The sequence below is a fragment of the Catenulispora sp. MAP12-49 genome (assembly GCF_041262705.1).
GTDB lineage: Bacteria > Actinomycetota > Actinomycetes > Streptomycetales > Catenulisporaceae > Catenulispora.
Genome location: NZ_JBGCCP010000003.1, coordinates 585,063 through 611,003, shown reverse-complemented (window position 1 = coordinate 611,003; position 25,941 = coordinate 585,063). Strand labels below are relative to the sequence as shown.

The 25,941-nt window shown below is 69.9% G+C and carries 20 protein-coding genes and 2 pseudogenes; 5 read left to right on the top strand and 17 right to left on the bottom strand.

The features are described 5' to 3' along the window. The first annotated feature begins 13 nt into the window (after positions 1 to 13). Both ABIA35_RS09865 and ABIA35_RS09860 read left to right on the top strand, forming a co-directional pair. Positions 14 to 1,027 carry an adenosine deaminase gene (locus tag ABIA35_RS09865; RefSeq protein WP_370357612.1) on the top strand — a complete coding sequence of 338 codons (1,014 nt, stop codon included), beginning with the start codon at positions 14 to 16 and terminating at the stop codon, positions 1,025 to 1,027. A 40-nt stretch (positions 1,028 to 1,067) separates the two neighbouring features. Then, positions 1,068 to 1,454, top strand: coding sequence for a PPOX class F420-dependent oxidoreductase (locus tag ABIA35_RS09860; protein WP_370357611.1), 387 nt, complete (start codon positions 1,068 to 1,070; stop codon positions 1,452 to 1,454). Between the two features lie 84 nt (positions 1,455 to 1,538). Here the strand turns inward: ABIA35_RS09860 and ABIA35_RS09855 are convergent, their stop codons facing one another. The 13 genes and pseudogenes from ABIA35_RS09855 to ABIA35_RS09795 form a co-directional block, all read right to left on the bottom strand. Next, on the bottom strand, positions 1,539 to 2,630 hold the full coding sequence (locus tag ABIA35_RS09855) for an ABC transporter ATP-binding protein (RefSeq protein WP_370338164.1): 1,092 nt from the start codon (positions 2,628 to 2,630) through the stop codon (positions 1,539 to 1,541). A gap of 281 nt (positions 2,631 to 2,911) precedes the next feature. Then, positions 2,912 to 3,958, bottom strand: a pseudogene (locus ABIA35_RS09850) (ABC transporter ATP-binding protein); the annotation flags it as partial. Then, on the bottom strand, positions 3,955 to 4,884 hold the full coding sequence (locus ABIA35_RS09845) for an ABC transporter permease (protein ID WP_370338476.1): 930 nt from the start codon (positions 4,882 to 4,884) through the stop codon (positions 3,955 to 3,957). The pseudogene ABIA35_RS09850 and the gene ABIA35_RS09845, both read right to left, overlap by 4 nt. 131 nt (positions 4,885 to 5,015) lie before the next feature. Continuing rightward, on the bottom strand, positions 5,016 to 5,984 hold the full coding sequence (locus tag ABIA35_RS09840; RefSeq protein ID WP_370338162.1) for an ABC transporter permease: 969 nt from the start codon (positions 5,982 to 5,984) through the stop codon (positions 5,016 to 5,018). 95 nt (positions 5,985 to 6,079) lie between these two features. Next, positions 6,080 to 7,876, bottom strand: coding sequence for an ABC transporter family substrate-binding protein (locus ABIA35_RS09835; RefSeq protein ID WP_370338160.1), 1,797 nt, complete (start codon positions 7,874 to 7,876; stop codon positions 6,080 to 6,082). 217 nt (positions 7,877 to 8,093) lie between these two features. Next, complete coding sequence (gene ilvC, locus ABIA35_RS09830; RefSeq protein WP_370357610.1) at positions 8,094 to 9,089, bottom strand: ketol-acid reductoisomerase; 996 nt, start codon at positions 9,087 to 9,089, stop codon at positions 8,094 to 8,096. A 106-nt stretch (positions 9,090 to 9,195) separates the two neighbouring features. Next, positions 9,196 to 9,705: pseudogene (gene ilvN, locus ABIA35_RS09825) on the bottom strand (acetolactate synthase small subunit); the annotation flags it as partial. Between the two features lie 58 nt (positions 9,706 to 9,763). Continuing rightward, the gene (locus ABIA35_RS09820) at positions 9,764 to 11,524 is read right to left on the bottom strand and encodes an acetolactate synthase large subunit (protein WP_370357609.1); all 1,761 of its coding nucleotides are present in this window, start codon (positions 11,522 to 11,524) and stop codon (positions 9,764 to 9,766) included. Positions 11,525 to 11,701: 177 nt separating this feature from the next. Further along, positions 11,702 to 13,450, bottom strand: a complete 1,749-nt coding sequence (locus tag ABIA35_RS09815) for a diguanylate cyclase (protein WP_370338154.1) — start codon at positions 13,448 to 13,450, stop codon at positions 11,702 to 11,704. A 187-nt stretch (positions 13,451 to 13,637) separates the two neighbouring features. After that, a complete protein-coding gene (gene cimA / locus ABIA35_RS09810) occupies positions 13,638 to 15,236 on the bottom strand; it encodes a citramalate synthase (RefSeq protein ID WP_370338152.1) in 1,599 nt (532 codons plus the stop codon). Between the two features lie 219 nt (positions 15,237 to 15,455). Then, the gene (locus ABIA35_RS09805) at positions 15,456 to 16,718 is read right to left on the bottom strand and encodes an MFS transporter (RefSeq protein WP_370338150.1); all 1,263 of its coding nucleotides are present in this window, start codon (positions 16,716 to 16,718) and stop codon (positions 15,456 to 15,458) included. A gap of 87 nt (positions 16,719 to 16,805) precedes the next feature. Next, entirely contained in the window at positions 16,806 to 17,903 is a 1,098-nt protein-coding gene (locus tag ABIA35_RS09800) for a branched-chain amino acid aminotransferase (protein WP_370338148.1), read from the bottom strand. Between the two features lie 229 nt (positions 17,904 to 18,132). Beyond that, positions 18,133 to 19,209: a 3-isopropylmalate dehydrogenase gene (locus ABIA35_RS09795; RefSeq protein ID WP_370338147.1), complete on the bottom strand. Its 1,077-nt coding sequence runs from the start codon at positions 19,207 to 19,209 to the stop codon at positions 18,133 to 18,135. Between the two features lie 432 nt (positions 19,210 to 19,641). Here ABIA35_RS09795 and ABIA35_RS09790 point away from each other — a divergent pair, with 432 nt between their 5' ends. Continuing rightward, positions 19,642 to 20,472: a class I SAM-dependent methyltransferase gene (locus ABIA35_RS09790; RefSeq protein ID WP_370357608.1), complete on the top strand. Its 831-nt coding sequence runs from the start codon at positions 19,642 to 19,644 to the stop codon at positions 20,470 to 20,472. Positions 20,473 to 20,482: 10 nt separating this feature from the next. Here ABIA35_RS09790 and ABIA35_RS09785 read toward each other — a convergent pair whose 3' ends face one another. Together ABIA35_RS09785 and serA are read right to left on the bottom strand one after the other, a co-directional pair. After that, positions 20,483 to 20,749, bottom strand: coding sequence for a hypothetical protein (locus tag ABIA35_RS09785; RefSeq protein WP_370357607.1), 267 nt, complete (start codon positions 20,747 to 20,749; stop codon positions 20,483 to 20,485). A gap of 230 nt (positions 20,750 to 20,979) precedes the next feature. Next, positions 20,980 to 22,572 (bottom strand): phosphoglycerate dehydrogenase, encoded by a 1,593-nt coding sequence (gene serA, locus ABIA35_RS09780; protein ID WP_370338474.1) that lies wholly within the window; start codon positions 22,570 to 22,572, stop codon positions 20,980 to 20,982. Positions 22,573 to 22,864: 292 nt separating this feature from the next. On the opposite strand from serA, the gene ABIA35_RS09775 reads away from it, so the two are divergent. Together ABIA35_RS09775 and ABIA35_RS09770 are read left to right on the top strand one after the other, a co-directional pair. Next, a complete protein-coding gene (locus ABIA35_RS09775; RefSeq protein ID WP_370338143.1) occupies positions 22,865 to 24,019 on the top strand; it encodes an Mrp/NBP35 family ATP-binding protein in 1,155 nt (384 codons plus the stop codon). Between the two features lie 110 nt (positions 24,020 to 24,129). Further along, positions 24,130 to 25,023 (top strand): aminoglycoside phosphotransferase family protein, encoded by an 894-nt coding sequence (locus tag ABIA35_RS09770; protein WP_370357606.1) that lies wholly within the window; start codon positions 24,130 to 24,132, stop codon positions 25,021 to 25,023. A gap of 52 nt (positions 25,024 to 25,075) precedes the next feature. On the opposite strand, the gene ABIA35_RS09765 is transcribed toward ABIA35_RS09770, so the two are convergent. Together ABIA35_RS09765 and ABIA35_RS09760 are read right to left on the bottom strand one after the other, a co-directional pair. Then, positions 25,076 to 25,390: a hypothetical protein gene (locus ABIA35_RS09765; RefSeq protein ID WP_370338139.1), complete on the bottom strand. Its 315-nt coding sequence runs from the start codon at positions 25,388 to 25,390 to the stop codon at positions 25,076 to 25,078. 212 nt (positions 25,391 to 25,602) lie between these two features. Next, positions 25,603 to 25,911, bottom strand: a complete 309-nt coding sequence (locus ABIA35_RS09760; protein ID WP_370338137.1) for a hypothetical protein — start codon at positions 25,909 to 25,911, stop codon at positions 25,603 to 25,605. Positions 25,912 to 25,941: the final 30 nt, after the last annotated feature.

The following is a 25,941-nucleotide window of genomic DNA, read 5'->3' as shown; positions in this document are numbered from 1 at the left end:
CAGAATCGCGGCCATGCGCGACTTCATCCAGGGCCTGCCCAAGGCCGAGCTCCATGTCCACCACGTCGGATCGGCCTCGCCGCGCGTCGTCGCCGACCTCGCGGCCCGCTACGAGGGCGCGACCGACGTCCCGGCCGATCCGGAGCGGCTGGCCGAATACTTCACCTTCACCGACTTCCGGCACTTCGTCGATCTGTACCTGAACGTGGTGGACCTGATCCGGACCCCCGAGGACATCAGGGACCTGACCTACGGGGTGGCGCGGGACATGGCCGCCCAGAACATCCGGTACGCGGAGCTGACCTGCACGCCGAGCTCGCACATACGCCGCGGGATCGACGGGATGGCGTACCTGGAGGCGATCGAGGACGCGCGGGTCCTGGCACAGCGCGACTTCGGGCTGACCCTCAAGTGGGTCTTCGACATCCCCGGCGAGTCCGGGCTCGAGGCCGCCGAGGCCACAGTGGCGCTGATCGAGGCCCGGCAGCCGGAGTCGCTGGTCGGGTTCGGGCTCGGCGGGCCGGAGATCGGGGTGCCGCGGCCGCAGTTCGCGCCGTACTTCGAGCGGGCGCTGGCGCTGGGCCTGCACAGCGTGCCGCACGCCGGGGAGTCCACCGGGCCCGAGACGGTCTGGGACGCGCTGCGGCACCTGAAGGCCGAGCGGATCGGGCACGGCACCTCGCTGGTCCAGGACCCGGAACTGGTCGACCACCTCGGCGAGCACCGGATCCCGATCGAGGTCTGCCCGACCTCCAACATCGCCACCGGCGTGGTGAAGGACCTGGACCAGCACCCGATCCGGCAGATGGTCGACGCCGGCCTGGTGGTCACGGTCAACAGCGACGACCCGCCGATGTTCGGGACCGAGCTCAACCGCGAGTACGAGGTCGCCGCCAAGCTGCTGGGCCTGGACGAGCGCGGCGTCGCCGAGCTGGCCAAGAACGCCGTCCAGTCCTCGTTCCTGGACGCCGGGGGCAAGCGCGCGCTGGCCGCCGAGATCGACGCGTACGCCGCCCAGGCGCGATGATCGGGAATGGCAACACCCGTACGACTAGTTGGGACAACGCATGACGATTGAGATCCCCGCCGAAGCCCTCGCGCTCCTGGAGAAGCCGGTCCTGGTCAACCTGGCCACGGTCCGCCCCGACGGGGCGCCGCAGGTGAACCCGATGTGGTTCAAGTGGGACGGTGAGCTGATCTGGTTCACCCACACCAACCGGCGCCAGAAGTTCAAGAACATCGCGCACGAGCCGCGGGTCGCGATCTCGATGATCGACCCCGACGACAAGTACGGCTACCTGGAAGTCCGCGGCGTGGTGGAGACGATCGAGGACGACCCCGAGGCCACGATGTTCCAGATCCTGTCGGAGTGGTACGACGGGGCCGCGGTCACCCCGGACGACGCACAGTACCGGGTCAAGATCGGCGTGCGGCCGACGAAGATCATTCAGTAGGCAGCAGGTCCCCCGATAGGCAAGAGGCAAGAGGCCCGGTCCGGCGTGCGCTCGCCGGACCGGGCCTCTTGTGCGTCTGGCCGCTCAGAGCAACTGCACGGACTCCGCGTAATGGCAGGCCGCCTTGTGCACCGCGTCCTCGCTGGTCGCCATCCCGCCGGGGCCGCGGCCGACCAGCAGCGGCTCCTCGTCGATGCACTTGCGCTGCTGTTCCGGGGTCAGCGTCAGGAACTTCGGGCACCGGGTCCGGAAGCGGCAGCCGGACGGCGGGTTCGCCGGTGACGGGACGTCGCCCTGCAGCAGGATGCGCTGCCGGGTCCGCTCGCGGCGCGGGTCGGGGATCGGGATCGCCGAGATCAGCGCCTGTGTGTACGGGTGCTGCGGGTGCTCGAAGAGCTGGTCGCGGGGGCCGAGCTCGACGATCTTGCCCAGGTACATCACGGCCACCCGGTCGGCGATGTGGCGGACCACCGACAGGTCGTGGGCCACGAACAGGTAGGCCAGGTGCAGCTCGTCCTGCAGCTCCTCCAGCAGGTTGATCACACCGGCCTGGATGGAGACGTCCAGCGCCGACACCGGCTCGTCGAGCACCAGCAGCTTGGGCCGCAGCGCCAGGGCCCGGGCGATGCCGATGCGCTGGCGCTGGCCGCCGGAGAACTCGTGCGGGTAGCGGTTGCCGTGCTCGGGCTTGAGCCCCACGGTCGCCATCAGGTCGTTGACCTTCTTGCGGCCCGCGGCCTTGTCGCCGTACAGGCCGTGGATGCGCAGCGGTTCGGCGATGATCTCGTTGACCGTGATGCGCGGGTCCAGCGAGGCGAACGGGTCCTGGAAGACCAGCTGCATGTCGCGGCGCAGGCGGCGCAGCTCGTTCTTGCCGGCGGTGGTCAGGTCCACGCCGTCGAACACCACCTTGCCGCTGGTGGCCGGCTGCAGGTGCAGGACCGCGCGGGAGGTCGTGGACTTGCCGCAGCCGGACTCGCCGACCAGGCCCAGGGTCTCCCCGGCGCCGATCTCGAAGGAGATGTCCGAGACCGCCTGCACCACGCCGACCTGCTTGCGGATCAGCCCGGAGGAGCGGATCGGGAACTCCTTGACCAGGTTCTGCACCGTCAGCAGCGGCGCGGCGGCGGTCGCGGAGGCCCTGGCGGCCGCCGGGGACGTGGAGGACGTGCTCACTGCGCGGCTCCGTTCTCGTTCTGCGGGCCTGTCGGGCCTGCTTCCGGGCCTGCTTCCGGGCCGGTGGTCGGGCCGGTGCTCGGGCCGGTGGTCGGGCCGGTGGTCGGGCCGGTGTCCGAGCCGGTGGTCGGGGTGGTGTCCGAACCGGTGGTCGGCGTGGTGTTCGGGCTGGTGCTCCGGCCCGCGTCCGGACTCACACCCGGACCTCCGTTCGCGCTCCCGTTCGCGCCCCCATTGGCGCCTCCGTCGGGGCCCTCCCCCGGCACCGCGTTCGGGTCGGTGCTGAAGATGTCCATCGCACCCTCGACCGCCAGCAGATCCGAGTGGTGGCACGCGGCCTCGTGGTCGGCGCCCAGGGCCGGGAGCAGAGCCGGCTCGGTCTCCAGGCAGATGTCGGTCCGCAGCGGGCAGCGCGGGGCGAAGGGGCAGCCCGGCGGCAGGTTCACCACCGAGGGCGGGGTGCCCGGGATCGGGGTCAGCTTCTCCTGGGTGCGCTGGTCCAGGCGCGGCAGGGAGCCCAGCAGGCCCACGGTGTACGGCATGCGCGGGTGGTGGTAGATCCCGTCGATGGGGCCGATCTCCACCGGCTTGCCGGCGTACATCACCAGGACCCGGTCGGCCTGGCCGGCGACCACGCCGAGGTCGTGGGTGATCAGCACCATGGCGGCGCCGGTCTCCTTCTGCGCCGCGCGCAGCGCCTCCAGAACCTGGGCCTGCACCGTCACGTCCAGCGCGGTCGTCGGCTCGTCGGCGATGATCACGTCCGGGTCGTTGGCCATCGCGATGGCGATCACCACGCGCTGGCGCATGCCGCCGGAGAACTCGTGCGGGTACTGGTCGATCCGCTTGTCCGGCGAGGGGATGCCGACGATCTCCAGCAGCTCCAGCGCACGCTTGCGCGCCACCTCCTTGGAGACGTCGTTGTGCGCCAGCACCGCCTCGGCCAGCTGCCAGCCGATCTTGTAGACCGGGTTCAGCGAGGTCATCGGGTCCTGGAAGATCATCGCGATCTTCTTACCCCGGACCGCGGTCATCTCCTTCTCGGACAGGCCCAGCAGCTCCCGGCCCTTGAAGCGCACCGAACCGGTGATCCTCGCGGTTTTGGGCAGCAGGCCCATGACCGCCATCGAGGACACCGACTTGCCGGAGCCGGACTCGCCGACGATGCCCAGCACCTCGCCGGAGTGCAGGTCGTAGGACACGCCGCGGACCGCCTTCACGGGACCGGCGTCGCTGGGGAAGGTGACGGTCAGGTCCTCGATGGCCAGGACCGTCTCCTGCTCGGGGGCGGGGACGCCCGGGGTCGGCGCCGGGAACTCAGAACTCATGCGCGGACCTTCGTCTGGGTCGGGTCGAGGGCGTCGCGCAGGCCGTCGCCGATGAAGTTCACGGTCAGCGCGATCAGGATGATGAACAGGCCCGGGAAGTAGAACAGCCAGCCCCGCCCGCCGGTGGCCGCCGTCTCCCCGGCGGTGATCAGCGAGCCCAGCGAGATGTCGGGGAACTGGACGCCGAAGCCCAGGTAGCTCAGCGCCGTCTCGGTCAGCACCGCGGTGGCCACCAGCAGCGTGAACAGCACGATGATCGGGCCGGCCACGTTCGGGATGATGTGCCGGAAGATGATCCGCTTGTCGGTGGCGCCCAGCGCCCGCGCCGCCTCGACGAACTCCTTCTCGCGGATGGAGAGCACCTGGCTGCGCACCACACGCGCCGAGCCGGTCCACAGCAGGCCGGCCAGGACCAGGGCCAGCAGCACCCAGTTGTTGCCGAACTTCTTGCCCAGCAGGGCGCCGACGGCCAGGGCCGGGATGGTCAGGAACAGGTCGACCAGGCGCATCATCAGACTGTCGGTGACGCCCCGGTAGAAGCCGGAGACCGCGCCGTAGATCGAGCCGACGACCGAGGCCCCGACCGCCACCACGAAGGCGATCTTCATCGACAGCTGGGTGCCGGCCATCACCTGCGCCATGTGGTCGGCGCCGTTGGAGTCGGTGCCGAACGGGTGCTTCAGGGAGGGCGCCACCGAGAAGTCGTTGGTGAAGTCGTTCGGTCCGTAGTGCCAGATCACCGGCCCGAGGAAGGCGAACAGGAAGACCAGGAACAACACCACCAGGGAGGCCAGCGCCAGCTTGTGCTGCCGGAACCGGCGCAGCACCAGCTGCCACTGGCTGCGCTGCTGCACCCCGAACTCGGAGTCGACCGGCTCGCGCGCCGAGACGATGTCCTCGCCGCCGGTGGTGACGGCGTCTATCATCAGCCCGGGCTGCTGGCCCTGCTCGCCGAGGAACTCGGCGCCCCGGCCGCCCGGGGTGGGTCCCAGATCCGGTTCGCCCGGCTCGTCGTTGGCGTCCCGGGGCGGGAGGTTCTCGTTCATGGCCTTCCCTCCTATGCCAGCCGGATGCGGGGGTCGAGGACCGCGTAGAGGATGTCCGCGACCAGGTTGAAGACGATCACCAGGGTCGCCGCGATCAGCAGCCACGCCAGCACCGCGTTGGTGTCCTGGGTCCGGATGCCGTTGAGGAACATCGTGCCCAGCCCCTGCCACTGGAAGATCTGCTCGGTGATCACCGTGCCGCCCATGATCGCCGCGACGTCCAGCGTCACCTGCGTGGTCATCGGGATCAGCGCGGTGCGCAGGCCGTGGCGGACCATGACCCGGCGCGGGGACAGCCCCTTGGCCCGGGCCAGCCGCATGTAGTCGCTGTTGAGCACGTCGAGCATCGAGGCCCGCTGGAACCGGGCCCAGGTGGCGTAGGAGACCAGCGCCAGGGTGATGGTCGGCAGCACCAGGTAGCCGGCCCAGTTCCCGATCCCTCCCCACTCCCCGCCGGGCGGCCCCAGCGTCTTGATGTTGGTGCCGGTCGCGTTGTTGATGTCGGTGGCCCAGATCTTGAGCAGGATCGCGAACCAGAACACCGGCAGCGACAGGAAGAAGAAGCCGATCAGGGTCGCGACGTAGTCGGTGACGCTGTACTGCCTCGTCGCCGAGATGACGCCGACGATCACCGCCAGGACCAGCGCGATGATGATCGCGCAGATCACCAGCCGGAAGGTGACCCAGGTCCGGCGGCCCAGCTCGGAGTTGATGTTGAAGGCCGCCCCCTGCACCGAGGGGCCGAAGTCCTGGTGGACCACCAGGTTCCGGATCCAGTTCCAGTACTGGACCAGCAGCCCGTGGTTCAGTCCGAGCGCCGCCTCGCGCGCCGCGACCTCCTGGGCGGAGGGCGGCGGGTTCTTGGCCTTGAAGTCGGCCAGGGGGTCGGCGCCCCAGGCGACCAGCAGGAAGACCAGGAAGGTGGACAGGATCAGGATCGGGATCGACACCAGGATGCGGCGGATCGTGAAGGCGAGCATCTTCGGGCCTGCTTACGTGTCGGGCGGACGGGACCGGGCCTTCTCACCTGGTACCGGCCGGATCCGCGGGCGAGCGGGTCCGGCCGGAGCGACCGCTAGGACTTCAGGCCCCACTCGCCGACGTTGTACGTCGGGCCGATCTGGGTCGGGTTGTCGCGCACGTTGCCCAGGGTGTTCTTGTACGCGATCATGGTCGGCTTCTGGTACAGCGGGAGCGTGTACGCGTCCTTGGTGACCTGCGCGTCGGCCTGGTTCAGGTCGCTCTCACGCGCCGTCTCGTTGGGGTTGACGGTCGCGTCGGCCAGCCACTTGTCCACGTTCGCGTTGCTGTAGTACCCGTAGTTGCTCATCGGGGTGCCCTGCACGGCCGTGGTGTAGATGGGCTGGTTGGCCGAGTTCGGGAACGGCGTGTCCACCCAGGCGAAGACGATGATGTCGTACGTGTGCTGGGCGTCGGACTGGGTCAGGGTCTTGCCCAGGTTGTCGGTGGAGCTGACGTTGACGGTGATCCCGAGCTGCTTCATCGTCTGGGCGAACAGGTTGCAGGTGTCCTGGCGGATGGCGTTGCCGACGGTGTAGCGCATGTTGAACGCCGGCACCGCCTTACCGTTGAGCGCCAGCGCGGAGCCCACGCCGGTGTAGCCGGCCGAGGTGAGGATCTGCTTGGCCTTGGCGAGGTCCCCGGATTCGGGGTACATGGCCGAGACGTTGTCCTGGTAGCCGGGCTGACCGGGCACGACCATGCGGTTGTTCAGCACGGCCGCCTGGCTGTCGAACTGCTTGACCGTTCGGTTGAGCAGGCCCAGCCGGTCGAAGGCGGTGAACATCGCCTGCCGCAGCGCGACCTTGGCCGGCTGCGTCTGGTCGACGTTCTGCGGACCTCCCAAGGCGCTGTTGCGCAGGTTCAGGTCGATGTGCTCCCAGACCAGGCCCTGGTTGATGTGGTAGCTCACGCCGTTGATGCTGGAGACCCGGTTCACCAGGTCCAGCTGCGGCTGCGGGTAGATCCCGTCCACCTCGCCGTTGGCCAGCGCGGTCGGCTCCTGCGCGGAGTCCGTGATGGCGCGGAAGTCGATCTCGTCCAGGGGCGAGGGCTTGCCGTAGTACGCCGTGTTGCGGTTCTCCTTGATCAGGCTCTTGTCCGCCGACACGCCGCCGGAGGGGATCACGAACGGACCGGCCGAGACCGTCGGCGGGTTGGCGTCCAGCCAGGTGAAGGAGGCCGCGACATCGCCGTGCTGCTTGGCGATGTGCGAGGGCAGGAGCGAGGTGAACAGGCTCTTCCAGTCCGAGAAGGGCTGGTTCTGCTTGAAGGTGACGGTCACCGTCTTGCCGTTGTTGCTGCCGACCACCGACTCGATCGCGCTGTAGCCGGTGGTGCTGGCCACGTCGACGTTCGGGTTGGTGCCGTTCTGTGCCTGCCACAGATAGATGAAGTCGTCGGCGCTGACCGGGGTGCCGTCCGACCACTTCGCGTTCGGCTGGATCTGGTAGACGATCTTCTGCGGGGTGGTCGCGGTGGCGTTGGTGACCACCGGGTCGCCCGCGATCAGGTCGGTGTTCAGCACCAGCGAGTAGTCCGGCTGCGGGACGTAGACGTCCGGGTAGATCCCGTTGGTGGTCTGGGCGTAGTCGAACGTGTTGCCACTGGATGTCAGCGGGTTCCAGGCCTCGACGGTCTTCTCGATGGTCCAGGTCACCTTGCCGCCCTGCTTGACCGTCGCGGAGTTCACCGTGTTCCGGCCGGCGGTGCTGGAACCCTGGACGGTGCCGTTGCCTGAGCTGGTGCTTCCACCGCCGCTCTTACTGCTGCCACAGGCGGTGGCGGCCAGCACCACAGCCGCCGCGATAGCTCCGGTCTGCAGCGCGAGTGTCCTCCTGTTGACGCCCATCTCTCTCCTCCTGTCGGGACACACGATGCGAACGCGCTGCTTGGAGCGCATTCGCCACTCTATTCCCGACATAACAGGAGGTTCAGCGTGAAACTGCCAAAAGAGTGACGAGTGGTGATCAAGCGGAAGTAGAAACGCGAAGGACCGGCGCCGCACGGATGTGCGGCGCCGGCCCTTCGAATTTCACACCGGGGATGCAGATACCCCCGGCAGCGGCTCAGTCCTCGCGGATCCAGGACATCATCGAGCGGAGCTTCTTGCCGGTCTCGGTGATCGGGTGCGCGGCCTCGGCCTCGACGTACTTCTTGTAGTTCGGCAGGCCGGCGTCGTACTCGGCGATCCAGTTGTTCGCGAAGCTGCCGTCCTGGATCTCGGCGAGCACCTGCTTCATCGTCGCCTTGGTCTGGTCGTTGACGATGCGCGGGCCGGTGACGTAGCCGCCCCACTCAGCGGTCTCGGAGACCGACCAGTTCATCTTCTCCAGGCCGCCCTCGTACATCAGGTCGACGATGAGCTTGAGCTCGTGCAGGCACTCGAAGTAGGCGACCTCCGGCTGATAGCCGGCCTCGGTCAGGGTCTCGAAGCCCGCCTTGATCAGAGCCTCGGCACCGCCGCAGAGGACCGCCTGCTCACCGAACAGGTCGGTCTCGGTCTCCTCGGTGAAGGTGGTCTTGATGACGCCGGCGCGGGTGCCGCCGATGCCCTTGGCGTAGGACAGCGCCAGCTCCGTGGCGTTGCCGGTGGCGTCCTGCTCGACCGCGATCAGACACGGCACGCCGCGGCCGTCGGTGAACTGCCGGCGCACCAGGTGGCCGGGGCCCTTGGGGGCGACCATGCAGACGTCGATGCCGGCCGGCGGCTTGATCAGGCCGTAGCGGATGTTCAGGCCGTGGCCGAAGAAGATCGCGTCGCCCTCGGCCAGGTTCGGCTCGACGGCCTCGGCGTACACCTTGCGCTGGACCGGGTCCGGCACCAGGATCATGATCACGTCGGCCTCTTCACAGGCCTCGAACGGGGTGACGACCCGCAGCCCGGCCTCCTCGGCGGCCTGGCGGGACTTGGACCCCTCGTGCAGGCCCACGCGCACGTCCACGCCCGAGTCCCGCAGGGACAGCGCGTGCGCGTGGCCCTGGGACCCGTAACCCAGGACCGCGACGCTGCGGCCCTGGATGATGCTCAGGTCCGCGTCGTCGTCGTAGTACATCTCAGCCATGGTGGTCGCTCATTTGCTTTCTGTGGGTGCGGTTGTGGTTGTCCCGGGAGCCGTTGGCGGCGTGGGCGTGGGTGCCCTCGTGGTGTGCCCGGACGTCCTCGGGGGTGACCGTGCGCAGCGGCCGGTCCGCGATCGAGCGGGAGCCGCGGCCGATGGCCACCATGCCGGACTGGACCAGCTCCTTCACCCCGAAGGGCTCCAGAACACGCAGCAGCGCCTCGATCTTCTCGCTGTCGCCGGTGGCCTCGACGGTCACCGCGTCCGGGGCGACGTCGACGATCTTCGCCCGGAAGAGCTGCACCGTGGCCATGACCTCGGCGCGGCTCTCCTGGTCGCAGCGGACCTTGACCAGCAGCAGCTCGCGCTGCACGCTGGCCGCCGGGTCCAGCTCGACGATCTTGAGCACGTTGACCAGCTTGTTGAGCTGCTTGGTGACCTGCTCCAGCGGGTGGTCCTCGACGGTGACCACCAGCGTGATGCGGGAGACGTCCTCGTGCTCGGTCGGCCCGACCGCCAGCGACTCGATGTTGAAGTCACGGCGGGCGAACAGGCCGGCGACCCTGGTCAGGACGCCGGGCTTGTTCTCGACCAGGACGGAAAGAGTGTGTCGAGACATTGTCCTTATTCCTCTCCGTCACCGCTGTGCTGAATAAAAGCGAGAACTTCTCGATGTCTCATTCTTCGCCGTCTCCGAAGTCGGGCCGGACGTCCTGTGCGGCCAGGATTTCATCATTCGACACCCCGGAGGGGACCATCGGCCACACCATCGCGTCGCGGTGCACCACGAAGTCCACGACCACCGGCGCGTCGTTGATCTCCATCGCCTTCTCGATCGTCCGGTCCAGGTCCTCCGGCGACTCGCAGCGCAGGCCCACGCAGCCGTAGGCCTCGGCCAGCTTCACGAAGTCCGGGATCCGGCGGGAGTGCAGGTCGGTGTTGGAGTAGCGCTTGCCGTAGAACAGCGTCTGCCACTGCCGCACCATGCCCAGGCTGCCGTTGTTTATCACGGCCACCTTGATCGGGATGTCGTTGATCGCGCAGGTGGCCAGCTCCTGGTTGGTCATCTGGAAGCAGCCGTCGCCGTCGATCGCCCAGACCGTGGAGTCCGGCATGCCGACCTTGGCGCCCATCGCGGCCGGGACCGCGTAGCCCATGGTCCCGGCGCCGCCGGAGTTCAGCCAGGTGTAGGGGTTCTCATAGGAGATGAACTGCGAGGCCCACATCTGGTGCTGGCCCACGCCCGCGGCGAAGATCGCGTCGGGTCCGGCGATCCGGCCCAGCCGCTCGATCACCTGCTGCGGCGCCAGCGAGCCGTCGTCGGGCAGCTCGTAGCCCAGCGGGTAGGTCTTGCGCCAGCCGTTGAGCTGCTCCCACCAGCCGGCGTAGTCGCCGCGCCGGCCGGCCGCGTGCTCGGACTGCACCGCGACCACCAGGTCGGCGATCACCTCGCGGCAGTCGCCGACGATCGGGACGTCGGCGGTGCGGTTCTTGGAGATCTCCGCCGGGTCGATGTCGGCGTGCACGATCTTGGCGTTCGGCGCGAAGCTGGACAGCTTGCCGGTCACCCGGTCGTCGAAGCGCGTGCCCAGGGCGACGATCAGGTCGGCCTTCTGCAGCGCGGTGACCGCCGCGACCGTGCCGTGCATGCCGGGCATGCCCAGGTGCAGCGGGTGGCTGTCCGGGAAGGCGCCGCGGGCCATCAGGGTGGTCACGACCGGGGCCTCGGTCAGCTCGGCCAGCACCCGCAGCTCGGTGGTGGCCCGGGCCTTGAGCACGCCGCCGCCGATGTACAGCACCGGCCGCTTGGCCTCGGTGAGCATCCGGGCGGCCTCGCGCACCTGCTTGGCGTGCGGCTTGGAGACCGGCCGGTAACCGGGCAGGTCCATCTCGACCGGCCAGGAGAAGTCGGTCGCCGCCTGCAGCGCGTCCTTGGTGACGTCGATCAGCACCGGGCCGGGGCGGCCGGTCGAGGCGATGTGGAAGGCCTCGGCGACGGTGCGCGCGATCTCGTCGGCCCGGGAGACCAGGAAGCTGTGCTTGGTGATCGGCAGCGTGATGCCGACGATGTCCGCCTCCTGGAAGGCGTCGGTGCCGATGTGTGTGCTCGCCACCTGGCCGGTGATCGCGACCATCGGGACCGAGTCCATGTGCGCGTCGGCGATCGGCGTGACCAGGTTGGTCGCGCCGGGGCCGGAGGTCGCCATGCAGACCCCGACCTTGCCGGCGGCCTGTGCGTAGCCGGTGGCCGCGTGGCCCGCGCCCTGCTCGTGGCGGACGAGGATGTGGCGCAGCCGCGTGGAGTCCAACAGCGGGTCGTAGGCCGGGAGGATCGCGCCGCCGGGGATCCCGAAGACGGTGTCGACCCCGCTCTCCTCAAGCGACCGGATCAACGAGGCGGCGCCGGAGATCGCCTGCTGATCGCTGCGGTCTGTCATGACTGTCTCTCTTCTTGAGATTGCCGTACTTGGCCAACAAAAAACCCTCGGAGCCGAAAGGCTCAACGAGGGGAGGCGCGTGGCTGGTTGTGAAACTCAGCCCACGCGCCTGGCAAGTACGAGAATCGACTGTCGTGTCGTCATGGTCGTAACCCTCCTCCTCGGCCCGCGGCTGTGTCAAGCATTGATCGGTGCGGTCTCGCCATGCGAAACCGCCCAGGTGGCCGCGAGCGGTTCGGCGACGACCCGGTTCCGGCCTCCGGTCTTGGCCCGGTACATCGCCGCGTCCGCCCTCCTGAGCAGGTTCGACGCCGAGCCCCCCGGCTCGGAGAACGCGACGCCGACCGAGGCGCCGAGATGGTGCTCCAGACCCTCGATGCGGTACTCCTCACACAGCCGGCCGCGGATCCGCTCGGCCACCACCAGCGCGCCGCCGACCGTCGTGCCGACCTCCAGGACGATCACGAACTCGTCCCCGCCGAACCGGGCCACGGTGTCCCCGACCCGCAGCGAGCCGGAGATCCGGATGGCGGCCTCGACCAGCACCCGGTCGCCGGTCTCGTGGCCGACGGAGTCGTTGACGCCCTTGAAGCCGTCCAGGTCCAGGAAGATCACCGCGACCGGCTCCCACTCCGCCTGCCGCTGGGTCAGCGCGTGCTCCAGCCGGTCGGTGAGCAGCGCGCGGTTGGCCAGGCCGGTGAGCGTGTCGTGGTAGGCGTGGTGCTGCAACGTGGCGGCGGCGCGGCGCAGGTCCTCGGTCAGGCGCTGGTTCTCGAACAGCGTCAGCGCCTGCCGGGCCACCAGCGCGACCAGCACCGCGGCCCCGGCGATCAGCACCACCGGGTCCATCCGGCGCCCGGTGTCCAGGCCGTCGGCCAGCACGCCGCCCAGGCTGAAGGCCCCGGCCAGGTACGGCAGTATCCCCCGCACCGTCCGCAGCAGCGCGGCCCAGCGGGAGGGCGAGTCGATGAACCGGGTCCCGGGGGCCGGCACGTCCGGCGCGGCGAGCGTGAGCGCGACCTCGCGGCCGGTGGCGGCGTCGCAGTCGTGCAGCCCGATCGAGCAGCCGGCGCCGCACGCGGAGGCGTGCCCGGCGGCGGCCGTCTTGCCGGCGCGCTCGGGCCGCCAGCCGTCGCCGTACCAGGCCGCCACCGCGATCACCAGATAGCCGGCGAACCAGCCGGTGTCCAGGATGCCGCCGGAGCGGTAGCCGTCCCGGACCGCGGGCATGGTGAAGATCGAGTCGCAGACCACGATCATCAGATAGCCGACCCGCACCCCGGTGCCGATCCCGCCGCGCTCCCCCGGCGTGCGGGCCCGCAGCGCCAGCAGCAGGCTGACCAGCACCAGGTCGAAGGCCGGATAGCCGAGGACCAGGAAGGTGCGCACCGGGGAGTCCACCCGCTCGATGGCCAGCGCCAGCGCCAGCACCCAGGCCACCACGAACAGCGAGCCGGCCACCAGCGTGGTGTCCAGCAGCAGCCGGACCCGCACCGTCAGGCTGACCTGCTCGCCGTGCGCGGTGACGAAGGCGGCCAGGGCCAGCGGGCCGAAGAACAGGAAGGACCAGTCCGCCGCCGACGGGCTCGGCGGGGTGACGTCCAGGACCAGTTCGTACCAGGCCCACACCGCGTTCCCGATCGCGGCGGCCAGGCAGGACATCCCGGCCAGCAGCCAGGAGTAGCAGCGGAAGCAGGCCATGCGGTAGTGGCGGACCATCACGACCGTGCGATGGATGCACGCCGCCGCCGCGAGTCCCGCGGCGGCGGCCAGACCCGCGTCGCCCATCAGAGCCGGGACCGCGCCCGACGGGCCGGCCAGGGCCACGGACGCGTGCGCGGCGATCAGCACGGCGGCGGCCTTATAGCCCGGCGGCACGCCGGGCAGGCGCGCCCCGGGCAGCCGCCGGGTGTCAAGGGCCCGCATCGGCCCTCGGCTGTCCAGTCCCATGGCAGTGCGTCACCAACCCTCGCTGACTTCCGACGGAAGGCTGACTCTAGGGCACTGACCCCTTACGCACCGTCATATTAGCGGGAGATAACCGAGACGAGGGCGGGAATCATCACCGATCGGGTCAATAGCCTGCCTTTCAGAGGACTCTTCAGGACCTCTTTCAGAGCACTGTCTCACCCTTGGCGAGCAGACCGAAGGTCACCGCGTCGACCAGTGCCTGCCAGGAGGCGGTGATGACGTTCTCGTCCACCCCGACCGTCGACCACTCCGCGACGCCGTCGGACGTCGTGATCAGCACCCTGGTCCGGGAAGCCGTGCCGTGGTCGCCGGTGAGGATCCGCACCTTGTAGTCCATCAGCTCCAGGCCGGCCAGCGCCGGGTAAGCGGTGGCCAGGGCCGCCCGCAGCGCGTTGTCCAGGGCGTTGACCGGACCGTTGCCCTCGCCGGCGGCCAGCACCTCCTCGTCCTTGACCCGCAGCTTCACCGTCGCCTGGTTGACCACGGCGCCGTCGGCGAGCCGGTCGGCGAAGGTCCGCCAGGACAGCACCTCGAAGAAGCGCACCGGCGTGCCGGACAGCTCCCCGCGCAGCAGCAGCTCGAAGCTGGCGTCGGCGGCCTCGAAGGAGTAGCCGCACGCCTCCAGCTCCTTGACCCGGTTGGTCACCCGGCTCAGCGTGTCGGGATCGGCGGACAGGTCGAAGCCCAGCTCGCGGCCCTTGAGCTCGATCGAGGCCCGGCCGGCCATCTCCGAGACCAGCATCCGCATGTCGTTGCCGACCAGCTGCGGGTCGATGTGCTGGTACAGGTCCGGGTCGACGCGGACCGCCGAGGCGTGCAGCCCGGCCTTGTGCGCGAAGGCCGAGACCCCGACGTAGGGGGCCTGCGGGTTCGGCGCCAGGTTGGTCACCTCGGCCACCGCGTGCGCGATCCGGGTCATCTCGGCCAGCCCGGCCGCCGGGATCACCTCCCGGCCCAGCTTGAGCTGCAGATTGGCGACCACGCTGAACAGGTTCGCGTTGCCCGAGCGCTCGCCGTAGCCGTTGGCCGTGCCCTGCACGTGGGTGGCGCCGGCGTCGACCGCGGCCAGCGCGTTGGCCACCGCGCAGGCGGCGTCGTCGTGGGTGTGGATGCCGATCCGGGTGCCGGAGGCCTGGCGCACCTCGTGCACGATGTCGGCCAGCTGCGCCGGCAGCATGCCGCCGTTGGTGTCGCAGAGCACGGACACGTCCGCGCCGGCCTCGGCGGCGGTGCGCAGGCACTCCAGGGCGTAGGCGGGGTCGGCCAGGTAGCCGTCGAAGAAGTGCTCGGCGTCCAGGAACACCCGCTTCCCCTCGGCACGCAGGTGCTCGACGGTGTCCCGGATCATCGCCAGGTTCTCCTCCAAGGTGGTCCGGAGCGCCAGTTCGACATGCCGGACATGGCTTTTGGCCACCAGCGTGACGATCGGCGCTCCGGACTCCCGCAGCGCGGCCACCAGCGGGTCGTCGGCGGCCTTCACGCCCGTCCGGCGGGTTTTGCCGAACGCGGCGAGCTGCGCGTGCTTCAGGTCGAGCTCTGTTTGAGCCCGCCGGAAGAACTCTGTGTCCTTCGGGACGGCGCCGGGCCATCCCCCCTCGATGAAGCCGACGCCCAGGGCGTCCAGGTGCCGGGCGATCGCGAGCTTGTCGGCGACGGCGAGGGACAGGCCCTCCTGCTGGCTGCCGTCGCGCAGGGTGGTGTCGTAAACGTGAAAAGACTCGTAGTCGTCTTTTGCGGACATGCCCGGGACTCCTCGGCTGTGCAGGCTTCAAAAAAACGCTGCGAACATGGGCGAAAACAAAAAGGCCCCTCGTGGGAATCCACGAGAGGTCTGCGCGCTGGCGGTGGGCAGTGGGTTATCGCTGCTCCGGTGCCGGCGCGCACGCCGTAATAATCTGCGGCTGATGCTGCATGGCTACAACACTGCCACACCGGAAAGCCCTTGGGACAGTGCGTCTCGTCATGCGGGATCGGTCACATCACGCATGTGGCGCAGCGGCGAGAAGAACACCCAGGCCACCGCCGAATAGCTGCCGACCACCGCGATCCACAGCGTGGGCCGCAGCCCGACCCAGGTACCCACGATGCCGCCGAGCAGCGCCCCCAGCGGCATGGTCCCCCAGACGATGAAGCGGACGCTGGCGTTCATCCGGCCGAGCAGCTCGTGCGGGGTGATCGTCTGCCGGTAGGAGACCTGGGCGACGTTGTAGACCACCGCCATCATCCCGAAAAAGGCCAGGCCGGCCGGGTAGAACAGCGCACCCCAGCCGGGGGTCGCCAGCGGCGCCAGGAACGCCGGGATCCCCAGCACCAGCGGGGCCAGCCAGATGATCCGCGCGCTGCCGAACCGGTCGGCCAGCGGCTTGGCGACCAGGCCGCCGACCATCCCGCCGACCGCGGCCAACGTGAGCACCAGGCCGACCCCGCTGGGCTTGAGGTGCAGCGTGCGGACCATGAAGGGGATCTCCACGGCCAGCAGCATGGAGTTGAACAGGTTGCTGGTGCCGGTGCAGGCGACGACCTTGCGCAGGATCGGGTGCTTGACGACGAAGTGCAGGCCTTCCCTGACGTCGTCCCGGATCCGTCGTTCCCGGTGGCTGGGATGCGGCGGCGGCTCGGGCGTCCGGATCAGCAGCAGCGACAGCGCGGACAGGCCGTAGCTCGCGGCGTCGGCGACCAGCGCCCGCGCCGCGCCGAGCGCGCCGACCAGCACGCCGCCGAGCGAGGGCCCGGCGAACTGCGCGAAGGACTGCGTGACCCCGAGCTTTCCGTTGCCGTCGACCAGCTCGCCCCGCTCCAGCAGCACCGGGAGGTAGCTCTGGTAGGCGACGTCGAAGAACACGGTCAGCACGCCGGCCAGCAGCGCGACGATCAGCAGGTGAAGGTAGGTCAGGTGCAGGCCGGGCAGCGTGGCCAGCGGCACCGAGGCCATCAGCAGCAGCCGGCCGAGGTCGCACCACATCATCAGCCGGTGCTTGGCCACCCGGTCCACGATCGCGCCGGCCGGCAGCGCGACGAGCAGGAACGGCAGCGTGCTCATCGCGGTGAGCAGGCCGACCTGGAAGGTGCTCACGTCCAGCAGCACCACGGCGGCCAGCGGCAGCGCCAGCAGGGTGATCGCGCTGCCGATCTCGCTGACCGACTGCCCGCCCCACAGGAGCAGGAAATCGCGGTGCCGCCACAACGAGCGGCGGGGCGCGGAGCCGGTCAGGATGTCTGTCACTCCCCGACCTTGCCTCGCGCCCCGCCGACTTTCAACTACTTAATAACAAATCGCCCGGACGGCGCCGGTCCGGATTACCCGGCCCGACTAAGCGATCTTGCGCAGCCAGTGGTGCAGGTCGGGGGCCTTGCCGGTCTGGATGTCCAGCAGCGCCTCGCGGATCCGCAGGGTCACCGGGCCCGGCTCGCCGGCGCCGATGGCGAACTCGCCGTCCTTGCCCTTGACCCGGCCCAGCGGGGTCACCACGGCCGCGGTGCCGCAGCCGAACACCTCGGTGATCTCCCCCGACGCCACGCCGTCGCGCCACTGCTCGACCGTGATCGTCCCCTCCTCGGCCGGGATGCCGAGGTCGGCGGCCACCGTGAGCAGCGAGTCGCGGGTGATGCCGGGCAGCAGCGAGCCGGTCAGCGCCGGGGTCATCAGCCGGGCGTCGGCGCCCTGGCCGTAGACGAAGTACAGGTTGTTGCTGCCCATCTCCTCGACCGTCTTGTGGTCGAAGCCGTCCAGCCACACCACCTGGTCGCAGCCCTGCTCCACGGCCTGGGCCTGGGCCAGGAAGCTGGCCGCGTAGTTGCCGCCGCACTTGGCCTCGCCGGTGCCGCCCGGAACGGCCCGCACGTAGTCCTCGGACAGCCACACCGTCACCGGCTTGACGCCGCCGGCGAAGTACGAGCCGGCGGGACCGGCGATGAGCATGAACAGGTACTCCTTGCTCGGCGAGTTCACGCCGAGGCCGACCTGCGTGGCGAACATGAAGGGCCGCAGGTACAGGCTGCGCCCCTCACCCTCGGGCACCCACTCGCGGTCGACGCTGACCAGCGCGTCGATCGAAGCCAGGAACAGGTCCTCGGGCAGCTCCGGCATCGCCATCCGGGCGGCGCTGCGGTTGAAGCGCGCGGCGTTGGCGTCGGGGCGGAAGGAGACGATCTGGCCGTCGGCGGTCCGGAAGGCCTTCAGACCCTCGAAGATCTCCTGGCCGTAGTGCAGCACCGAGGCCGCCGGGTCCAGGCTCACCGGGCCGTAGGGCTCCAGGACGGCGTCGTGCCAGCCCCGGCCCTCGGTGTAGCGGATCGTGACCATGTGGTCGGTGAAGATCTGACCGAACCCGCCGACCGCCTTCAGCGCCTCGCGCTCCTCGGCGGACTTGGGGGTGCTGCTCGGCTTGAGATCGATGGTCAGTGACATCTCGCGCGTCCTCCTTGACGGCCTAGACGGCCAGCTCTGGCCCGGTGTGCAGCCGAGGTGCGCAGCTCGCAGCGCCCCTCCCAGGGAAAATCCCATTATCTGAGACGTTACCCCAGGAGCGGGGCGAGGCATACCTCGCCTCGTGCGCGCATCGCGGCGCGACGCGAACCGGCCTGGCGTCTTCGTGCCGCCAGGCCGGTTCCGGGTGTGGATGTTGTACAGCGGCGGGTTACAACCCGGCGGCCTTGACCGCCAGCGCGTCGCCGATCTCGGAGGTCGTCCGCGGCGTGGTGTTCGTGGCGCGCTCGGCGAGGTCGGCTTCGACAGCCGCCTCGATCTTGCGCGCGGACTCGGTCAGGACCGAGGAGTCCTTGGTCCGTCCGAGGTGGTCCAGGAGCAGGGCCGCGGACAGGACCGCGGCGGTCGGGTCCGCCTTGCCCTGCCCGGCGATGTCGGGCGCCGAGCCGTGTACGGGCTCGAACATCGACGGGAAGGTGCCGGTGACGTCCAGGTTCCCGGACGCCGCCAGCCCGATGCCGCCGGTCACCGCGGCGGCGAGGTCGGTGATGATGTCGCCGAACAGGTTGTCGGTGACGATCACGTCAAACCGCTCCGGCTGGGTGGCCAGGAAGATGGTCGCGGCGTCGACGTGCAGGTAGTCGGTGGCCACCTCCGGGAACTCGGCGGCGACCTCGGTGAACACCCGGCTCCACAGGGAGCCGGCGAAGACCAGCACGTTGGTCTTGTGGACCAGCGTCAGCTTCTTGCGCGGCCGGGACTGGGCCCGGGCGAAGGCGTCGCGGACCACGCGCTCGACACCGTAGGCGGTGTTGAGGCTGACCTCGGTGGCCACCTCGTGCACGGTGCCCTTGCGGATGGTCCCGCCGTTGCCGGTGTACGGGCCCTCGGTGCCCTCGCGGACCACGACGAAGTCGACCTCGCCGGGCTCCTTGAGCGGACCGGGTACGCCCGGGAACAGGCGCGAGGGCCGCAGGTTGACGTGGTGGTCGAAGGCGAAGCGCAGCTTGAGCAGCAGCCCGCGCTCCAGCACCCCGGAGGGCACGCTCGGGTCGCCGATGGCGCCGAGCAGGATCGCGTCGTAGCCCCGGAGCTCCTCGAGCACCTCGTCCGGAAGCGTCTCGCCGGTGGCGTGGTAGCGGCGGGCCCCGAGGTCGTACTCGGTGCCCTCCACCTTCACGTCCTGCGGCAGCGCGGCCTGCAGGACCTTCAGGGCCTCGGCGGTGACCTCGACGCCGATGCCGTCGCCGGGGATCACGGCCAGCCGGATGGAGGAGGGTGCTGTCATGGTCCTACGGTAAACCGTGTCTCGATGGGCAAGCTGCGAGTGTTCGCTATGTGGACGTCGCGCCTCAGCGGCTGCGCCGGTCCAACGCCTGCTGCAGCGCCTCGCGGGCAGCGGCGGCGGCCTCGGCGGCGGAGGCGGACGTGTTGCGGGGACGGCGGGTGCGGGTCATGGCGGACTCCAGACAAGGTCTTGATCGCGGATTGTCGTCGTAAGGGGAGGACGACTCCGAAGGGGTGCCGGAGTACAGCTGGCAAAGGACTACCGCGGTAAGGGTGGCCTGCGGCGCAATGAAAACACTAGGACATCCGACTAAATCTTGTCTGCGTCGCGAGCCGATGTTCTTACGATGTGAGACCGCCGCGAAGCGTCCCCTTCCGTCCCCGTTCGCCGCCCACGTGCCGCTTCGGCCCCGGCGGCGAAGAATCAGGAGCTATGAGCCAGGCCCCCGCGCACACCCCCGCCACCGGCGCGCACCAGCGCGAACACCGCCGCGAACGCTACGGCGACCGCCTCTTCCGCCCCGAGCGCACCGCGACGGAACTCCCCCGCCTGTCCGCCCTCGCGGCCATGTACGACGACCACACCCAGCGCTGCCTGAGGGCCCTGGGCATATCGCCCGGATGGCGGTGCCTGGACGTCGGCGCGGGCCCCGGCCACCTGGCCCGCTGGCTGGCCGTCATGGTGGCGCCCGAGGGCACGGTGACCGCGATGGACCGCAGCACCCGGATGCTGGAGACATACGCGAACCCCACCAACCTCGACCCCCTCGAAGCCGACGCCCTGGAAGCCGAGCCCGGCACCTACGACCTCGTGCTCTGCCGCATCATGCTGATGCACACCCGCCGCCGCACAGACCTGCTGGCCCGCCTGGCCACCTGGCTCCGCCCCGGCGGCTGGCTGCTGGTCGGCGACGACGTGGACTTCACCACCCCCTCCTCCCCGCACGCGGCCCTGCGCCAGACCTTCGCCGCGATGCGCCGCATGCTGAACACCACCATCGGCACCGACTTCCACTTCGCCCGCGACTACCCCGGCCGCCTCCGCGACCTGGGCCTGACGGACATCGGCGTCGACGCCGCGACCCCACCCCTGCGCGCCGGCAGCCCCGCGAACGAGTTCTGGCTGCGCACCTGGGACCAGCTGTGGCCGCGGATGGAACTGGACGAGGCGGTGTACAAGGAGGCGCGGCGACTGTTGCAGGACCCTGCGGTGGTGGATCTGTCGCTGACACACATCACGGCTTGGGGGAGGCGGCCGGAGTAGGCGGCACCCGTCAGAAGAAGAGCCAGTGCGCACCGTGACGGGGACGGGCGTCGGGCTCGACGAGATCGTCGACGCCGTCGAGGCAACCGGGGCCGCCGGCTCGGTGCGTGCGGGTCACCAGCAGGCAATGGGTCCGCGCCGCGGCTCGCGAGCGACGCTCCAAACAGTTCGCGAGCATGGTCATACTGCTGGATCCGTTGATGCGAACGAGAAACCGGAGTTCGCGCGGAAGGTCGTCCCGGTACTTGAACGGGACGTGATGGTCGGTGCGGGACACGCTGGCTCCAGCGGCTGTCCCGTCAGAGGGTCTGACGGCGCCTAATGGTCGGCGCCGGTGAACCGCCCGCTCAGTCGTGTACGCATGCCTCTGATACTGCCCGCTCGGCCGCTCTCGGCGCGAACGCATTCCGCTCCCGCACGCCGACGGGCGGCCCCGGAACCCGGGACCGCCCGTCGCAACGTTCTCCAACGTTCTGCCTCACCGGCTCACGCCGGTGCGTTCAGCGCTCAGTTCTCCAGCGAGATGCTGTGCACCGCGGTCGCGCCGATGGCGGCCTTGATCTCCTCCAGCAGGCCGGCCGGCACGACGGAGTCCACCGTCAGCGCGACCAGGGCCTCGCCGCCCTTGGCGGCGCGGGCGACCTGCATGCCGCCGATGTTGATGCCCGCGGCGCCCAGGACGCCGCCGAGCTGGCCGACGACGCCGGGGCGGTCGGTGTAGCGCAGGAAGAGCAGGTGCTCGGCGATGGTGACGTCGAGCTGGAAGCCGTCGACCTCGACGATCTTCTCGATCAGGCGGGGGCCGGTGACGGTGCCGGAGACCGAGACCACCGTGCCGTCGGCCAGGACGCCGCGGACCGTGGTCATGTTGCGGTAGTCCGGGCTGTCCGAGCTGGTGGTCAGCCGGACCTCCATGCCGCGCTCGGTAGCCAGCAGCGGGGCGTTCACGTAGGACACCGAGTGCTCGACCACGTCGGCGAACACGCCCTTGAGGGCGGCCAGCTCCAGGACCTTCACGTCGTGCTGGGTGATCTCGCCGCGGACGATCACGTCCAGCTGCGTGGGCGCGGCGCCGGCCAGGGCGGTGAACACCCGGCCCAGGCGCTCGGCCAGCGGCAGGCCGGGGCGCACGTCCTCGGCGATGGTGCCGCCCTGGACGTTCACCGCGTCCGGGACCAGCTCGCCGGCCAGTGCCAGGCGCACCGACTTGGCCACGGCCACGCCGGCCTTCTCCTGGGCCTCGTCGGTGGAGGCGCCCAGGTGCGGGGTCACGACCACCTGGTCCAGGTCGAACAGCGGGGACTCGGTGCACGGCTCGGTGACGAACACGTCCACGCCGGCGCCGCCGACCCGGCCCTCCTTGATCGCGATGGCCAGCGCGGCCTCGTCCACGATGCCGCCGCGCGCCGCGTTGATGATCCGGACGCCCGGCTTCACCTTGGTCAGCGCCTCCTCGCCGATGAGCCCGATGGTCTCCGGGGTCTTCGGCAGGTGCACGGTGATGAAGTCGGACTCGGCCAGCAGCTCGTCCAGGCTCACGACCTTCGCGCCGAGCTGCCCGGCCCGGGCCGGCTGCACGTAGGGGTCGTAGGCCAGCAGCCGCACGCCGAAGGGCGCCAGCCGCTGCGCGACCAGCTGCCCGATCCGGCCGAAGCCGACGATGCCGACGACCTTGTCGTCCAGCTCCACGCCGGTGAACTTGCTGCGCTCCCACTTGCCGGACTTCAGCGAGGCGTTGGCCCTGGGGATGTGGCGCGCGGTGGCCAGCAGCAGCGCGATGGCCAGCTCCGCGGCGGAGGTGATGTTCGAGGTGGGGGCGTTGACGACCATCACGCCGGCCTTGGTGGCCGCGCCGACGTCGACGTTGTCCAGGCCGACCCCGGCGCGGGCGACGACCTTCAGCTTGCCGGCCACGGCCAGCGCCTCGGCGTTCACCTGGGTCGCGGAGCGGACCAGCAGGGCGTCGGCCTCGGGCAGCGCGGCCAGCAGCGCGGCGCGGTCGGCGCCGTTGCAGTTGCGGATCTCGAAGTCAGGACCGAGGGCGTCGACCGTCGCCGGCGAGAGCTCCTCGGCGATCAGGACGACGGGTTTGGCGGACACCACAGGCTTGGTCACGACAGCTCTTCCTTCACGCAGGTCAGGAGTGAATTCGCCCGGATTCCACGACGCTGTGATGTGGGCTGTACGGGCCTCAGTGTAGACCTTGGACGGGTCGTCTCACGTTCGTCGCCGCGTAATGAGACGGCATGTCGCCTATACAAACTGGAGTGCCACGGGCGCGCCGCCGGAGCGTGCGGGCGGCCCGGCCGGGCATACAGGCCGCCATCTCGCGTGACGCAGCGCATACAAGGCGGCCTCCGAGGCGGCGCCGGGAAGACGTAGCATCGTGTGCATGAGTATCGCCGTCGAGCATGGGATCACGGAGGACGCCATCCACAAGGCGCTCTCCCGTGTCCAGGACCCTGAGATCCACCGGTCGATCACCGAGCTGGACATGGTGAAAGAGGTCCACGTCGCCGCCGACGGCGCCGTGCAGGTCGCCATCTTCCTCACCGTGGCCGGCTGCCCGATGAAGGACCGGCTGACCAACGACATCAAGCGCGAGGTCGGCACCATCGCCGGCGTCACCGCGGTCGAGGTCGAGCTGGACGTGATGAACTCCGAGCAGCGCGAGGCGCTCAAGACCAAGCTGCGCGGCGGCCAGGTCGAGCGCGAGATCCCGTTCGCCCAGGCCGGCAGCCTGACCCGGGTGTACGCGATCGCCTCGGGCAAGGGCGGCGTCGGCAAGTCCTCGGTGACCGTGAACCTGGCCGCGGCGCTGGCCGCGAAGGGCCTGAAGGTGGGCGTCGTGGACGCCGACATCTATGGCCACTCGATCCCGCGCATGCTCGGCGTGACCGAGCCCCCGACCCCGATCGACGACATGATCCTGGCGCCCACCGCGCCCTCGGGCGTGAAGGTCATCTCCATCGGCATGTTCACCCCGGGCAACTCCCCGGTGGTCTGGCGCGGCCCGATGCTGCACCGCGCGATCCAGCAGTTCCTGGGCGACGTCTACTGGGGCGACCTGGACATCCTGCTCCTGGACCTGCCCCCGGGCACCGGCGACATCGCGATCTCGGTGGCCCAGCTGGTCCCGAACGCCGAGATCCTGGTGGTCACCACCCCGCAGCAGGCCGCCGCCGAGGTGGCCGAGCGGGCCGGCACCATCGCCGTGCAGACCCGCCAGCGCATCACCGGCGTCATCGAGAACATGTCCTGGATGCCCTGCCCGCACTGCGGCGAGCAGGTCGACGTCTTCGGCAGCGGCGGCGGCCAGACCGTGGCCGAGGCCCTGACCCGCGCCACCGGCACCAAGGTGCCGGTCCTGGGCCAGATCCCGATCGACGTCCGGCTGCGCGAGGGCGGCGACAACGGCCAGCCGCTGACCGCCTCCGACCCCGACTCCCCCGCCGCCCAGGTGCTGATCGGCATCGCCGACAAGATCGCCACGCGAAGCCGCGGCCTGGTCGGCATGTCGCTGGGCGTCTCGCCGGTGCGGAAGTAGTCCTGCGGGACGGCCTGACCGATTGACCCGCTTGATCGCCTGGGAGCCTGACCGCGTGGCAGCCTGATCTCATGGCAGCCTGGCAGCCCGACCGCATGCCACGATGAGGCATGCGGTCCAGACCCCCGCTCGGCGACGGCCTCGAAGCCCGGCTCGGCACCCCGAAGCGGGTGCGGAGCCTGGCCAGCAGCCCCCGCTCGGACGTCTGGCGCGCCACCTTCGGCGGCACCCGGGCGGTGATCAAGCACCTGGTCGCCGGCGACGGCGCGGATGACCGCTTCGCACGGGAGGTCGCGGCGCTGGAAGCCGCGTCGGCTGTGCGGCCCCCGGTCGTCCCGCGCCTGCTCGGCGCGGATCCGGCGCAGCGCACGCTGGTCACCGAGTACGTCGAGGAGCGCCCGCCCGCCGCAGACTGGATCGTCCCCTACGCGGCGGCCTTGGGCCGGCTGCACAGGGCACCCACCGAAGGCGTCGACCTGCCTCGCTGGTCCGGGCCGACGAGCGCGGACATCGAGGCGTTCCTGAGGCTGGCCGCATGGCTCGGCGTACCGGCCACGGACCAGACCGGCGCCGAACTCGAAGCCCTCCTGACCCGTCTCGCGACCCGCTCCGCCCGCGCGGACCTGCTGCACGGCGACCCCTGTCCGGCCAACGACCTGCACACGGCGGACGGAGTGCGCTTCATCGACTTCGAGCAGGCATCCCTCGGCGACGGCATGGTCGAGCTGGCGTACCTCCGCATCGGCTTCCCGACCTGCTGGTGCTCGACCGGACAACCGCCTGAACTGCTGGCCGAAGCCGAGGCCGCCTATGCCGAGGCATCAGGCCACCCGATCGACGAGCAGGCCCTCGCCGACGCCTGCACGAGCTGGACGATCCGCGGCGACGCCGGACATCTGGCTGGACAACAGCGTGGCGGCGAAAGGATCGCCGGGTGTCGGATCAGCGGAAAGCCCGAGAATCCACCAGTTGGTGGGCCGAGCCGAGGATCCGCCGTCATCTGAAACGCGCATCAGCACGTTCTCCGATCATGGTGTCGCGGACCGTCGGATTCGGTTACGACAGGCTCGCTTGCCGGTGCTGGACCGCTGATTCCTGGGCCTGCGCGAGCGCCACGTCCTGCTGGCGCAGCGTCTTCGCGGAATCGCCCACCATCCGCGACAAGGCGCTGAAATAGGAGTCCAGGACCTCGCGATGGACCCCCCACCGCTGGCTGAAGTCCGCCAGGGCCGCCGCCAAGCGCGGACCGCCCAGCCCACCGCCGGGCGCCGAAATGCTCTTGGCCGTCGCGTCGAACTGCGACCGCGTCACGTCGAGCTGGCCGGCGAACAACTCCAGCGCGTCGACGTCCACGTTCAACTGATCTGCCATCCGTGTAACCCCGTACAGATGTCCCCCGATTCGCGAGAACGCTACAAGAGTCAGAGTTTTGATTCAAGAGCATTGATTCACCCGCGGCCGCCCCTCACCTCGGGGAACGGTGAGGGCCGGTCCCGGAAGACTCCGGAACCGGCCCTGGATTCACTGCCGATCGCTGTCGATCACTGCCGATCGCCGCCGGCACCCCCCGCGGCGGGACGCTCCTAGTTCAGGAACAACCCCGCGAACGTCCGGCGCGCACGCCGTCCGCTCTCCTTGCGCAGACGGCTCGCCTCGCGCAGCAGGCGCTGCCGCTCGGCCTGGTCGCGCAGCTCCTGTGATCGGTAGCGTGCGGCTTCTTCGTACTGGAATAGCATCTGGAAACTCCTTGTGGGATCGCCGGTCTCGGCGGTCGCTGAAATCTGTGTCGGGTACTGCTTGAACTGCGTGTCCTGCTGTGCCTGCTGCGATTTGCCGGCGCGGTGGCCGGGGCCCTGCAGCATGCGCTGGCGCGGGAGACCGTGGACGCTCATGCCGGGATCGCAACCTTCTTGGCGGCCTCG

Coding starts and splice junctions, on each gene's coding strand:
- ABIA35_RS09865 (WP_370357612.1), top strand. CDS start 14: ATGCGCGACTTCATCCAGGGCCTGCCCAAGGCCGAGCTCCATGTCCAC.
- ABIA35_RS09835 (WP_370338160.1), bottom strand. CDS start 7,876: ATGGGCGTCAACAGGAGGACACTCGCGCTGCAGACCGGAGCTATCGCG.
- ABIA35_RS09840 (WP_370338162.1), bottom strand. CDS start 5,984: ATGCTCGCCTTCACGATCCGCCGCATCCTGGTGTCGATCCCGATCCTG.
- ABIA35_RS09775 (WP_370338143.1), top strand. CDS start 22,865: ATGAGTATCGCCGTCGAGCATGGGATCACGGAGGACGCCATCCACAAG.
- ABIA35_RS09760 (WP_370338137.1), bottom strand. CDS start 25,911: ATGAGCGTCCACGGTCTCCCGCGCCAGCGCATGCTGCAGGGCCCCGGC.
- ABIA35_RS09800 (WP_370338148.1), bottom strand. CDS start 17,903: ATGTCACTGACCATCGATCTCAAGCCGAGCAGCACCCCCAAGTCCGCC.
- ABIA35_RS09815 (WP_370338154.1), bottom strand. CDS start 13,450: ATGCGGGCCCTTGACACCCGGCGGCTGCCCGGGGCGCGCCTGCCCGGC.
- ABIA35_RS09790 (WP_370357608.1), top strand. CDS start 19,642: ATGAGCCAGGCCCCCGCGCACACCCCCGCCACCGGCGCGCACCAGCGC.
- ABIA35_RS09845 (WP_370338476.1), bottom strand. CDS start 4,884: ATGATAGACGCCGTCACCACCGGCGGCGAGGACATCGTCTCGGCGCGC.
- ABIA35_RS09770 (WP_370357606.1), top strand. CDS start 24,130: ATGCGGTCCAGACCCCCGCTCGGCGACGGCCTCGAAGCCCGGCTCGGC.
- ABIA35_RS09860 (WP_370357611.1), top strand. CDS start 1,068: ATGACGATTGAGATCCCCGCCGAAGCCCTCGCGCTCCTGGAGAAGCCG.
- ilvC (WP_370357610.1), bottom strand. CDS start 9,089: ATGGCTGAGATGTACTACGACGACGACGCGGACCTGAGCATCATCCAG.
- cimA (WP_370338152.1), bottom strand. CDS start 15,236: ATGTCCGCAAAAGACGACTACGAGTCTTTTCACGTTTACGACACCACC.
- ABIA35_RS09765 (WP_370338139.1), bottom strand. CDS start 25,390: ATGGCAGATCAGTTGAACGTGGACGTCGACGCGCTGGAGTTGTTCGCC.
- ABIA35_RS09795 (WP_370338147.1), bottom strand. CDS start 19,209: ATGACAGCACCCTCCTCCATCCGGCTGGCCGTGATCCCCGGCGACGGC.
- ABIA35_RS09820 (WP_370357609.1), bottom strand. CDS start 11,524: ATGACAGACCGCAGCGATCAGCAGGCGATCTCCGGCGCCGCCTCGTTG.